15 protein-coding genes are annotated in these 12,301 nt (G+C 38.7%); 5 read left to right on the plus strand and 10 right to left on the minus strand.

Annotation, left to right across the window (positions count from 1 at the left end; translation table 11 throughout):
- The 7 genes from VKY50_RS10505 to VKY50_RS10535 form a co-directional block, all read right to left on the minus strand.
- A partial coding sequence (locus tag VKY50_RS10505) for a class I tRNA ligase family protein (protein ID WP_324301602.1) occupies positions 1 to 620 on the minus strand: 620 nt, incomplete at its 3' end.
- Between the two features lie 220 nt (positions 621 to 840).
- Complete coding sequence (gene dinB / locus VKY50_RS10510) at positions 841 to 1,944, minus strand: DNA polymerase IV (protein ID WP_324301604.1); 1,104 nt, start codon at positions 1,942 to 1,944, stop codon at positions 841 to 843.
- 42 nt (positions 1,945 to 1,986) lie between these two features.
- Positions 1,987 to 2,430 (minus strand): carboxymuconolactone decarboxylase family protein, encoded by a 444-nt coding sequence (locus tag VKY50_RS10515; RefSeq protein ID WP_324301606.1) that lies wholly within the window; start codon positions 2,428 to 2,430, stop codon positions 1,987 to 1,989.
- Between the two features lie 66 nt (positions 2,431 to 2,496).
- Positions 2,497 to 3,072, minus strand: a complete 576-nt coding sequence (locus VKY50_RS10520; RefSeq protein ID WP_324301608.1) for a Crp/Fnr family transcriptional regulator — start codon at positions 3,070 to 3,072, stop codon at positions 2,497 to 2,499.
- A 107-nt stretch (positions 3,073 to 3,179) separates the two neighbouring features.
- On the minus strand, positions 3,180 to 4,250 hold the full coding sequence (locus VKY50_RS10525; protein ID WP_324301610.1) for an alpha/beta hydrolase: 1,071 nt from the start codon (positions 4,248 to 4,250) through the stop codon (positions 3,180 to 3,182).
- A gap of 26 nt (positions 4,251 to 4,276) precedes the next feature.
- Complete coding sequence (locus tag VKY50_RS10530) at positions 4,277 to 4,690, minus strand: OsmC family peroxiredoxin (RefSeq protein WP_324301612.1); 414 nt, start codon at positions 4,688 to 4,690, stop codon at positions 4,277 to 4,279.
- A gap of 84 nt (positions 4,691 to 4,774) precedes the next feature.
- Positions 4,775 to 5,641 carry an AraC family transcriptional regulator gene (locus VKY50_RS10535; protein WP_324301614.1) on the minus strand — a complete coding sequence of 289 codons (867 nt, stop codon included), beginning with the start codon at positions 5,639 to 5,641 and terminating at the stop codon, positions 4,775 to 4,777.
- 132 nt (positions 5,642 to 5,773) lie between these two features.
- Here VKY50_RS10535 and VKY50_RS10540 point away from each other — a divergent pair, with 132 nt between their 5' ends.
- The 4 genes from VKY50_RS10540 to VKY50_RS12740 are packed head-to-tail and all read left to right on the plus strand — an operon-like array spanning position 5,774 to position 7,423.
- On the plus strand, positions 5,774 to 6,439 hold the full coding sequence (locus VKY50_RS10540; protein WP_324301615.1) for an NAD(P)H-binding protein: 666 nt from the start codon (positions 5,774 to 5,776) through the stop codon (positions 6,437 to 6,439).
- Positions 6,432 to 6,905 carry a CYTH domain-containing protein gene (locus tag VKY50_RS10545; protein ID WP_324301617.1) on the plus strand — a complete coding sequence of 158 codons (474 nt, stop codon included), beginning with the start codon at positions 6,432 to 6,434 and terminating at the stop codon, positions 6,903 to 6,905. Before VKY50_RS10540 ends, VKY50_RS10545 begins: the two co-directional genes overlap by 8 nt.
- A gap of 17 nt (positions 6,906 to 6,922) precedes the next feature.
- Complete coding sequence (locus VKY50_RS12735; RefSeq protein ID WP_414652330.1) at positions 6,923 to 7,135, plus strand: hypothetical protein; 213 nt, start codon at positions 6,923 to 6,925, stop codon at positions 7,133 to 7,135.
- A gap of 3 nt (positions 7,136 to 7,138) precedes the next feature.
- Positions 7,139 to 7,423, plus strand: coding sequence for a YciI family protein (locus VKY50_RS12740; protein WP_414652331.1), 285 nt, complete (start codon positions 7,139 to 7,141; stop codon positions 7,421 to 7,423).
- A 72-nt stretch (positions 7,424 to 7,495) separates the two neighbouring features.
- Here the strand turns inward: VKY50_RS12740 and VKY50_RS10555 are convergent, their stop codons facing one another.
- On the minus strand, positions 7,496 to 8,422 hold the full coding sequence (locus tag VKY50_RS10555) for a hydroxypyruvate isomerase family protein (protein ID WP_324301619.1): 927 nt from the start codon (positions 8,420 to 8,422) through the stop codon (positions 7,496 to 7,498).
- Positions 8,423 to 8,485: 63 nt separating this feature from the next.
- The gene (gene greA / locus VKY50_RS10560; protein ID WP_324301621.1) at positions 8,486 to 8,962 is read right to left on the minus strand and encodes a transcription elongation factor GreA; all 477 of its coding nucleotides are present in this window, start codon (positions 8,960 to 8,962) and stop codon (positions 8,486 to 8,488) included.
- A 115-nt stretch (positions 8,963 to 9,077) separates the two neighbouring features.
- Between greA and VKY50_RS10565 the strand changes: the two genes are divergently transcribed.
- Complete coding sequence (locus VKY50_RS10565) at positions 9,078 to 9,530, plus strand: Rieske (2Fe-2S) protein (RefSeq protein WP_324301623.1); 453 nt, start codon at positions 9,078 to 9,080, stop codon at positions 9,528 to 9,530.
- A 42-nt stretch (positions 9,531 to 9,572) separates the two neighbouring features.
- Here the strand turns inward: VKY50_RS10565 and VKY50_RS10570 are convergent, their stop codons facing one another.
- A complete protein-coding gene (locus VKY50_RS10570; RefSeq protein ID WP_324301625.1) occupies positions 9,573 to 11,951 on the minus strand; it encodes a TonB-dependent receptor in 2,379 nt (792 codons plus the stop codon).
- Positions 11,952 to 12,301 lie beyond the last annotated feature (350 nt).

Below are 12,301 nucleotides of genomic sequence, written 5' to 3' on the forward strand. Positions count from 1 at the left end.
GAGGTATCGGTTACATCCTGATAGGCTCCGGGTTGGTTAAGCTCATGTGAACTCAAACCTGTTCCAGCCTTTGGTGAATATGGCTGAATGGTATATCCTTTATACATTAAACCCTTGTCGTAGATCTGTTTCAACAACCACCAAACACTCTCCATGTACTTGGATTTGTAGGTGATATAAGGCTCCTGTGTGTCAACCCAATAACCGATTTTTTTGGTCAAATCGTTCCAGATATCTGTGTAACGCATAACCGCCGTTTTGCAGGCTTTGTTATAATCCTCTACCGATATCTTTGTTCCAATATCTTCTTTTGTGATACCGAGCTCCTTTTCTACTCCTAATTCGATAGGAAGCCCGTGGGTATCCCATCCAGCCTTACGTTTAACCTGATATCCCTTTTGTGTCTTGTACCGACAAAAAATATCTTTGATCGCACGAGCCATCACATGATGAATACCAGGTAAACCATTAGCAGATGGCGGTCCTTCATAAAAAACAAAAGGTTTATTGGCATCTCTACTGCTGATACTTTTCTCAAAAATATTTTCTTCTTCCCAGAACTTTAAAATTTCTTCTGCAGCCTCAGGCAAATTCAGTCCATTGTATTCTCTAAACTTCATTATAAAAGGGTTAGATTGTCAATAACACACCAGGTGGATTATCGGCATAACATTAATATTCCATCAACCGTAAATCACTGAAAACAGTGTTGTATTTACGGTATTAAAGTTGGCAAAATTACTAAATTCCAATTAATTGAGAGTGATTTGAAAGTTCAAGTTTTCATTATATTTAAGAGCCGATCATTATAGAACTGATAAGCCATTGGCGGGATCCCAGTTAAAACTTAAATTTTAACTGAACGGAAAGCGACCTTTTAGTCTCTGTAGATTTTTCTATTGTCTCAGTATTTAGGTTCGCTAATGATATCCCAAGGAGACGAACTGAATTATGAAGTTTTTCTTGATAAAGCAGTTGCGTAGCAACATCGAATAGTAAACTCTTGTCTGAGATATAGAAATCCAGCGTCTTACTTCTAGTCTGAAGGCTAAAGTCGCTGTATTTTATTTTAAGGGTCAGGGTTTTTCCAGCCACTTTATTTTTTCGAAGACGCTGCGCTAACTCGCCACTCAAGTGCTTAAGACGCTCAAGCATAAAAACCTCACTGCTAATATTTTCACTAAAGGTGCGCTCTGCTCCTACTGATTTAGGTACTCGATCAGGCTTCACCGGACTATTGTGGATCCCACGGACCACGTTATAATACATAAGGCCGCTTTTTCCAAAATGTTTATTTAAAAATTCAATAGGTTTTTTCTTAAGGTCTAAACCTGTAAAAATACCCAGTTGATACATTTTCTGGGCAGTCACCTTACCAATGCCGTAAAATTTCCGGATATCCAGAGCTTCTAAAAATGGAATAACCTGATCAGGATCAACCGTTTTTTGGCCATTTGGTTTATTGTAATCACTGGCTATTTTTGCCACAAACTTATTGATCGAAATTCCTGCGGAACACCGAAGTCCGGTCTGTTGAAAAACACGCTCTCTAATTTGTGAAGCAATTAAAGTAGCCGACGGGTTTCCTTTTTTGTTTTCGGTCACATCCAAATAGGCCTCATCCAAGGATAGGGGTTCCACAAGATCCGTATACTCTAAAAAGATCGCACGGATCTTCATGGAGATTTCGCGATACCGATCAAATCTCGGAGGAACAAAAATAAGCTCAGGGCACATTCGCTTAGCCAAGGCTCCACTCATTGCAGAACGAACACCGAAGGCTCGCGCTTGGTAACTCGCTGCAGAGATCACCCCTCTTACTTCATTCCCTCCAACTGCTATAGCTTTACCCCGAAGCTCTGGAAAATCCAATTGCTCTACAGAGGCATAAAATGCATCCATATCCACATGAATGATTTTCCGAATTGGCAATTGGTTTTCCATGCCCAAATTTAAGACATAATTGGGCTATAAAAAACAGCAATCTTAATCGGAAATGGGCATATGAGTGCTAACAGCAATTCTATTCCAAGAATTAATCGTTACAATAGCCATAATAATCTGAGCCACTTGGTTCTCGCTGAAAACCGCCAAGGCTTTTTGATACGTTTCACTGCGCAATCCACACTGATGAATCAAGGTGATTTCTTCGGTCATCTCGAGTACTACTTGCTCTTGCTCTGAAAAAAGATCTGGCGCCTCTCTCCATGCACTTAAAAGGAAGATGCGCTGTTGGGTTTCTCCATTGGCCAAGGCATCTTTTGTATGCATATTAATACAGAAAGCACAGTTGTTAATTTGGGAACTTCTTATTTTAATAAGTTCTTTTATGGTCTTAGAAAGGTCGGTCTGAGAAAGGTAGGCTTCCAACCCACTCATAGCTTTATAAGCCTTTGGATCTAATGCATGTATGTTAATTCGTTTCTCCATTGTTGTATATTTTTACGTTGACAAAGCAAAGATCATAAACATCAAAGAAAAAAATATTAAACTGGTTTAAGAACGGCGTTTGCTTCGAATTTCACTAAGGTATTCTGGCGTAAATCCTAAAAATGAGGCTAACATATATTGTGGAATCCGCTGAACAAATTCGGGATATTGACCTTCAAAATGAAAATACAATTCCTCCCTAGTAAACTCATACAAATAACGAATTCTTCGCTGCGAAGCGGCATAGGATCTTTGGTAAACCATTCTAAAATATTGTTCCATTATAGGATGAATTTTAAAAAGCGCCTCTCTTTTATCGTTGTTGATACTCAGCACGGTAGTGGGTTCCACAGCTTGTATATAAAATGTAGTTGGCAACCTCCTTTCAAAGGAAAAATTATCGGTCATCCACCACTGCTCAATGGCAAATTCTGTGGTCTGTTCAAGACCATTTTCTTTTATAAAAAACATCCTAAGGCAACCCTGTTCCACAAAATAGATTTCTGAACAATAATCACCCTCCTCCATGAGGTTTTGCTTTTTTTTGATAGTCTTATGGTCAAAATACTGCAATACCTCATCAAAATTTTGATCATTCAATGTGATAAATTTCTCAAGGTTTTTTCTAAAAATAACAGACATTTTCAAATGATTTAGAATCCAATTGCAAGGTAACTTAATTCATATAAAAAAAGGAAAAGTCATTTTCCCAACTTTCCCTTTTAAATCAAACTTCAACTAGTATACGCTTAATTTTTTTGGTTAAATAGGGCCTGCTTTAATACTGTAGCGGCTTGCAACAGTGCCACTTTAACTGTTGGCTCTTCCGCTAGTGCATTCAACAATCCAAAGTCGTGAATCATTCCATTGTAAGTTGTAATAGTTGTAGGCACCCCAGCTTGATCTAACTTCCTGCCATAGGCCAGTCCTTCATCATATAAGATATCGTTTTCCGCCAATTGAATAAGTGCTGGTGGTAAACCTCTTAACGCTGTAAGACTACCTTGAAATGGGGAAGCGTAGATTTCTTTACGAGCGCTAGCTTCGGGCAAGTAATGATCCCACATCCATTTCATTACTGAGCTTGTCAAGAACCGCTCCTGAGCGTATAAGGTATAAGAAGGTCTGCTAAAATCTGCATCGGTTACAGGCCAAAGCAATAGCTGTTGTTTTATCTCAGGTCCATTTTCTTGCTTGGCCATTATAGCTACAACAGCGGCCATATTTCCTCCGACACTGTTCCCGGCAACGGCAAGGTTTTTGCCATCTACTCCGATCTCACTTCCGTTAGCAGCTACCCATGAAGTGGCTGCATACGCCTGATGGATTGCGACCGGATAACGAGCTTCTGGTGAAGGCGTGTAGTCTGGAAAAACTGCTGCAGCCCCACTAGCCACCACAAGATCTCTGACCAATCTTCTATGGGTTGGATAGTCTCCTAAGATCCACCCTCCTCCATGAAAGAACATAAAGACGGGAAGATTCTCTTTTGCACCTTCGGGTTTAACAATGTGAATGGTTAGGGTTTGACCATTATGAGTAATTACCCTTTGCGATTCCTGGATTCCAGAATAATCAACTTCAACAGATTTTTGGGCACGGATTAAAACTTCTCGAGCTTTCTCTGGAGATAAGGTTTCTAATGGGACTCCTCCACTGGTATTTAGAGCAGCTAAAAATGCTTTTGTTCCTTGACTGATCTGTGGGTCTAACTGTCCTTTAAAAGGACGTGGTTCAACTTGTTGTGACATGGCATTGGTGTTTATAATTAAAACTAGCACTGTAATTAAAACCTTCGCTGTATTATATAACGTGTTCAAAGTTTTTTTATTTAAATAATTAAAAATTAATTTTTTAGATGAGCATTTAGAACAATCTCAAAGTTGAACGCACCACTTACCGGACAGGTGGCCTCTGCCTCTTTTGCTATTTTGCGAAAAGTGTCCTGGTCGATTTCCGGCACAATGGCCTCTAGATTTAATTCTGATAAGGTGATCTTACCCTCTAACAAGGTAATAGTTGAACTGGTTCGAAGCTCGGTAACCTGATAGCCCGCCTGTGTAAGATCTAAGCTTAGTTTCATAGTAAAACAGCCTGCATGTGCTGCGGCTAACAGTTCTTCGGGATTGGTTCCAATACCATCATCAAATCGACTTTTAAATGAATATTGCGTTTGATTAAGTACGGTGCTTGCAGTGGTTAAATGTCCGTGTCCTTCTTTAATACTTCCGTTCCAAACGGCTTGTGCTCTACGTTTCATATCTTTTAATTTTTGTTAAACTATCATTTAATTTTGATAGCACAAAGATATGTCAGCGCCACGCCAGTAAAAATGCATATAATCCTATTCTAATGGTACATTTTTCCCTTCGATGTATTTTTTTCGAAAAACTATGGGAGAGTCACCTATCTTCTTATTAAATAGGCGATTGAAATAGGAAGGATCTTCATAACCTAGATCATAAGCAATTTCTTTAGCGCTTAAACTCGTATGAATTAACATACGTTTTGCCTCTAGTAATATACGATCCTTTATCACCTCATTTGGTGAGGGAAGATCAAATTTTTTAAACTTATGAGTTAATGTTTTCGAAGCCACCCCTATTAGATCAGCATAATCCCCCACTAGATGTTTGGTGCGATAATGGATCTCCACTAAACGGCTGAATTCTCTAAAAAATTCAATTTCGCGATGTGATTCCTGCCCTAGCCTCCCAAGATGCTGCTTTTTCCATAACCGTGTAGCCCTAATGATGATTTGTTTGAGATAGATTCGCAGCATCTCTTCTTGGGTGGAAGCTCTGATCTCAAATTCCTCGAGCATTTGTTCCAAGATAACGGTTATAATTTCATTCTCCTTTGGGTTCAAGATTGTATGAGGCATGTGGTAAATGTTGTTAAACAAAAGTCCATCACAAGCCACTTCCTTATCATGTAATTGAATGCAATAAAAATCACGGTTGTAATAGATAAAATATCCGTGGTCAGCGAGTTCTATAAATTGCAAATACTGGTTAGGACTTATAAAGAATAGAGTTGGATCCTGGCAGTAGTGTTCACTGAAATCAACCCTTAATCGTACGCCTTTTGGCGCATATATGATTTTTATATATGGATCGTAGGTTGAATCATTGAGCAATTCTATAGCATCTGACTGAAATGGTATACAGCCTAAACGCTGGTATTTGGACTGATAAAGTGTTGTTTCCATACACAAATATAGATAGATAATCACCTGCTCGCTAGAGCTTACGAAAAATCACGCATAGATTTTCACCTAATATCACTCAGGCAACTAGTAATATTAGTATCTTTAAGGTAGCGAAAAAGAATCCTATCAATTGTGAAGAAAACAGCCATTATACTCGGTGCTACTGGTTTAACTGGGAATATTTTGCTCCAAAGATTACTGGAAGATGACCGTTATGGACAAATTGTTTTATTCTCAAGAAATTCCAGCGGCCGTAATGGTCCAAAAGTCAAAGAATATATTATCAACCTCTTTGAGCTCCACCAGTATGAGCAAGAGTTTAAAGCAGATGAGGTGTTTTGTTGCATTGGAACCACCAAGGCCAAAACACCCGATAAACAAACCTATAAAGCCATCGATTATGGGATCCCTGTAAGTGCTGCTAGGTTATGTAAGATACATAACATCCAAACCTTTATAGTGGTCTCCGCGCTGGGGGCAAATACAAAGAGCTCCTTTTTTTACAACAGAATTAAAGGACTTATGGAAAAAGAGGTTCTAAATTTTGATATCAAGAACACCTATATATTGCAACCTTCCTTAATCGAAGGCCAGCGCAGAGAAAAAAGAAAAGGGGAATGGTTTTTTAAGCAACTGGCTAGTGCAATGCCCTTTTTAAAGGTCGGTCCTTTGAAGAAATTCCAGCCAGTTCCAGCATATAAAATAGCCAAAGCCATGATTTATCTTGCCAACTCAACCCATAAAGAAATACGTATAAAAAATCATAAAATACACGAAATTGCAGACGCCAATGATTGAAATTGAACGCAAATTTCTGGTAACCTCGGATGCTTACAAAAAGCAAGCCATTACTAAAACCAATATTGCTCAAGGCTACCTGAGTAAACACCCCGAGCGAAATGTTCGGATTCGCATTAAGGGTGAAAGGGCATATATCACCATAAAGGGAGCTTCTAACAGCTCTGGAACCAGTAGGTTTGAGTGGGAAAAAGAAATTGAATTAGAAGAAGGTCAAAGCCTATTGTCTCTCTGCGAGCGTCCCATTATTGCCAAATACCGCTACGAGGTTAAATCGGGAAATCATCTTTTTGAAGTGGATGAATTCTTGGATGATAATCAAGGTTTAGTCATTGCGGAGGTGGAACTAACCCATGAAGACGAAACTTTTGTCAAACCGAATTGGTTAGGAAAAGAGGTCACAGGTGATCCTCGCTATTACAACTCTCAACTCTCTAATATCCCATTTTCTAAATGGTTCACTTAATCCTTTTAAACAAAATCATGAAAAAGTATTTTAAAACCATTGGCTTTTGTTTTCTAATGCTACTGGCCTCATGTCAAACTAACACAAAACAAAGCACTCCGATGGCTTCCCAAACCACCGTAAAGACCCCATCTACAGCAGCGCTAAAAGAGATCCTCACAAAGCAAGGATATCAGGTATTCGATTATGTAGACGAAGTCTCTGGAGATACCATATTAATGCAACAATAGTTTATGGTGTTTTTAAAGGCAGGTGATAATCGATCGCAATCAAAAGAGGCACTAGATAGTCTACAGAAACTACATTTAGCCCACCTGGGCAAAATGTACCAAAAAGGGTATGCGGATATTTCTGGTTCATTTGGTGATGAGGGCCCTATTCGTGGCGTGAGCATTTACAATGTGCCTACTTTTCAAATGGCCGATAGTCTAGCCAAGGCAGATCCTATGGTACAATCGGGAAGATTACAAGTAGAGGTACATCCTTGGTGGGCAGCCAAAGGTTTTCCTTTACGATAGGAAAACAAATAAAGTAACATCAGTGAACTGTAGAGTGATGCAATGGACTCACTGATGTTTTACTTTCTATTTTTAAAACTGATCGACTTCTTGATAAGCTTTGATCAGCGCTAATTCTCCTTCTTTACCAGGTATAGAGTTTCCATGTTCCATTCCCAGTACTCCGTCGAATCCTTTACTATGGATGAATTTAAAGATATTTTTATAATTGATTTCTCCTGTGGTAGGTTCTTTTCTTCCAGGGTTATCACCCATCTGGAAATAAGCAATTTCATCCCAACTCGCTTCAATGTTTGGAATTAGGTTTCCTTCAGTAATTTGCTGATGGTAAATATCGAAAAGAATTTTACAAGATGGTGAACCAACGGCTTTACATATCTGGTAGGCTTGTGCTGATTTTGATAAGAACAAGCCAGGGTGGTCTCTAAAGTTTAGTGGCTCCAGAACCATGGTAATACCATGTGGTTCCAATATCGCTGCGGCTTGCTTAAGGGATTCTACAACATGGGCGGTTTGATAGTCTATTTCTTGTCTTAGATCCACAAATCCAGGAACCACAGTTACCCACTTGGCATGTACTCTCTTAGCAACTTCCACTGCTGATTTTATTTCCTTTAAGAACTCGGCACGCTTATCTAAATTGCCACTGGTAAGATTAGGCTCTGACCAATAAATGGTATGGGCTACAAAAACCCCCATTGTCATGCCTCTTTTTTCCATCACCTTTGCCATGGCAGTTTGTTGCTCAACAGGTCGATGCGGCATCCCATTATCTTCAAAAGCGGTAAACCCCTGATCAGCCATAAAATTTAACTGATCGAGAACATCGTCTCCAGCTAAATTTTTAAACATTCCTATATGAGGTGCATATTTGAGTTGATAAGGATATTTTTTAGGCTTATTCTCAGCGGTTTTAGAATAAGCAAAGGCTCCGACTGGTAGAATCGAAGCCCCTAAGCTTGTAGATAAGGTATTTTTAATAAAGTTTCTTCTTTCCATTAGTTAAAGGGTTTTGGTAGAATAAAAGTGAAATATACAAAAATACCTTTTAGAAAAGAATTATCAATCTCTAGTAATTTCCAAGATTTCAAAATTAATAACGCCACTAGGAACGTTGATCTGAGCAATTTCCCCTACTGATTTACCCAACAGTCCTTTTCCAATTGGTGAGCTAACCGATATTTTACCAGTTTTTAAATCAGCCTCACTTTCAGCCACTAATTTATAAGTGACCTCCATGCCATTGGTTTTATTTTTAATTTTAACCGTAGAATGCACCAATGCTTTAGAAGTATCCAGTTGTGATTCATCTATAATACGGGCATTGGCCAAAATTTCTTCCAACTTAGAAATTTTTAATTCTAAAAGTCCTTGAGCTTCTTTTGCGGCATCATATTCTGCATTTTCAGATAAATCTCCTTTATCACGAGCTTCTGCAATTGCCTGAGAGGCCTTTGGTCGCTCAACACTCTTTAAATGATCTAATTCAGCTCTAAGCTTTTTGATCCCCTCTTCTGTGTAATAAGATACTTTACTCATAACTTCATCGTTTATAAATACAAAAAATCCTCTTTGTCCAAAGAGGATTTACACAAATATACAAAATTTTAATCAAGAGAAAATTAATTGTAATTTGGCCAACATAAAAAATTATATGAAAAAAAATATTTTCTTTAGTGCTTTTATATTCACGCTGCTAGGTTGCAGTAGTGACGAGTCTTTTGACAACAACCCATATTTGGCAACACCGAGTTTTAAATACACTATAAATTTAGAATTACCAAAATACGCCAGCATCAAAAACCCTGGTTCGGCAATTTACGTCAATGAATCCTATGTTGGAATTTCTGGGGTATTCGTCTACAATTATGGAGGTGGAAGTTTTACAGCATGGGAAGCGGCATGTCCAAATCACCTTCCTGATAATGATTGCCGTAGCATGAATCTGAGCTCTCCTATTGTTACCTGTGCATGTGATGACTTTAAATACGACCTTTTAACTGGAGGGGCCTTAGCAGATCACAAGGACGATAAAAAATACTATCCACTTCAGGCATATCATGTTAAATATAGCGCTAGCACAAACGTAATTACGATATCAAATTAAGGATCAAGGATTTCTTAAAATCCTTGATCCATTTTCTTTAGTTTAAAAACGAATGGTCGCTCCTACTATAAAGTTTATTCCAGCTTGAGGGTAGTAACCTGCACCGTCCATGGTAGTGATTGAGCCATCCTCATTGGTCTGATCATAGGTATAATAATATCCATTTGAAATATAACTAGCATCAAAGATATTGTTTACCAATGCATTGAATGTCACGGATTCAAATAACACATTGGGCCTAATGGTGTATTGCATATTTAGGTCATTAACAAAATAACTGTCCAACTTCGAATTCTCTGCATCTGAGTTTCCAAGGTACTGAGAGGACACGTATTTGGATAAAAAGGAGAATTGAATGTTTTCCTTTGGCATATAAGTGAACATATTCCCAGCGATGACCTCAGGGGAATAGGAGATATTCGTGTTTCCAAGCTCCTGCACCTGCCCGTCTAACTGTGCGTAAAAATCCAAGTTCTTATTGGTACTTAAAGCGATATTAGGTCTTGCAATAAATTGTTCTCCAAAATAAAATAACGCATCCACCTCAAGGCCTAATCGATAACTATCTCCAACATTCTCACGCAACGGTGCGCCGACATCATTGAGCTCTCCAGTGAGCACTAGTTGATTTTTATAACGCATATAATAAACATTGGCATTTATACGCATTTCTGGACTTGAATAACGCCACCCTAACTCAAAATCATTAAGTGTTTCTGGCTTAGGATCACCAGATTCATAATCATTCCTATTGGGCTCTCTGTGGGCTCTAGCGTAGGAGAAATAAAGGTTTTGATTACTGGTTAAATCATAGGTGATTCCTGCTTTAGGATTGAAAAAATTAAAATCATCATCCACAAGACCTGTTTCCTCCCCATTGGCCTTATAGCTCACATGTCTATATTGAATATCTCCAAAGAGACTCAACTTCTCCAAGGGCGAGTAGGTTAATTTAGCATAGGTATTAAAATCTGACTTTTCAGAATTATCACTGTAGTATCGATCGCCGATTTCACTTTGGGAGGCATAGCGCGCCCATATAATATCACCAAAGTGATCACCTTCATAATTATTCCAACCACCACCGGCAATAAGCGCTAGATTTTCACTTTGATAATTTACAGAAAAGGTAGTACCGTAAAAATGATTACTCAGCCATTTGCGGCGAATTAGATCGGTGGAATTAATGATGTTTTCCCCAGTTTCAATTGGATCCAAATTGTAATCCTCAAAGGCTTGGTCTTGTTTGTATTGCTCAAAGAACCCTCTTCCCCTTGTATAATGAAGCGCAAGGTTAGAGCTCCAAGAAGGACTCCACTGCTGATTCCAATGGAACTGAAAATGGTCTTGTTTGTAATCATCCACCTCATTATCGTAATAATCAACCACTTCTCCATCTTGGTTGTAAATGGCTCCCGCACTATTGAAGGTACGCCCGTATTGCTCGATCTGCCAATTTTCGATCCCGTTCCAAGATTGATAAGTCACTTGTTGCCCTCCAAACATAAGGGCCTTAATCAGCGTCTGTTCATCCTTATAAGCCGCTTGTAGAAAATAGGATTCTAAATCAGAAGAAGCACGATCGATATAGCCATCAGACTTTATCTGGGAAAGTCTTCCAGAGATCTCAAAGTGGTCATTTAATAGGCCACTGCTAAATTTTAGGTTAGATTTAAAGGTATTAAAACTACCTGCTGAACCAGATATTTCAGCATAAGCAACTTTGGATATTCCATCTGTGAGCAGGTTTAAACTTGCACCAAATGCAGCTGATCCATTGGTAGAAGTTCCTACTCCTCGCTGTAATTGCAAACTCTCAGTGGAAGAGGCAAAATCCGGCATATTCACCCAGAAAGTTCCTTGAGATTCACCGTCATTATAGGGTATTCCATTAATGGTTACATTAACACGTGTGGCATCGCTTCCTCTCACCCTTATACTGGTATACCCAACACCTGCCCCAGCATCTGTTGTGGTAACTACCGAAGGGAGGTAGTTCATAAGTACAGGGATGTCTTGACCTAAATTTCTAGATTCGATGTCCTTCGCCGACAAATTAGAAAAAGTTACTGGTGCATCTGTATCGGCACGTATAGCGGAAACAAGCACCTCATCTAATAAGACATCACGCTCTGAAATTTGAACATCCAGTTGTGTATCTCCTTGAACTAGGATGTTTTTTACAATGGGTTGTTTTCCAGAAAAATTGAACGATAGCTGTTGGGCTCCCTCTGGAAGTTCTAGGCTATAATAGCCATCCAAGTTAGTTTGCACACCATTTCCAGTTTCAAGATGAATTACACTTGCTGCACCTACGCCCTGCCCTTGAGGATCTGTTAACCTACCGTGTACCTGATATTGCTGTCCTTGGGCTTGTAGTGACAGGCACACTAAAACTAAAAAATTGAATAAAAACTTCATCCGTAATATTTTTACGAATAAAAGGGGTCATTATTCATGATTCTTAAATAAATTGATTTCCTCCGAATAGAAAAAGCCTACTTTAATTAAAATACGTAATTTCGTTATCCTAATACAAAAGGTAAGCCTTTGTTTTCGGTTGTTCCTAAACAGCATTATCTGTTCCAGGTTCTATGGGTGTAATCTCAGCCTTATATGTGGTATCTTAAATTCATACTTGGTTTGAATACCAATCAAAATCTAGGATCTCACAAAGTAAAGCACCCCTTTTGAGATGCGGCAAATGTACAAAATCACTTATATATTGTACCATGAATTGATGAAAACTTTTTAGGCGCATTTTAGTTCGC

Source organism: Galbibacter sp. (genome assembly GCF_035306585.1).
Lineage (GTDB): Bacteria > Bacteroidota > Bacteroidia > Flavobacteriales > Flavobacteriaceae > Galbibacter.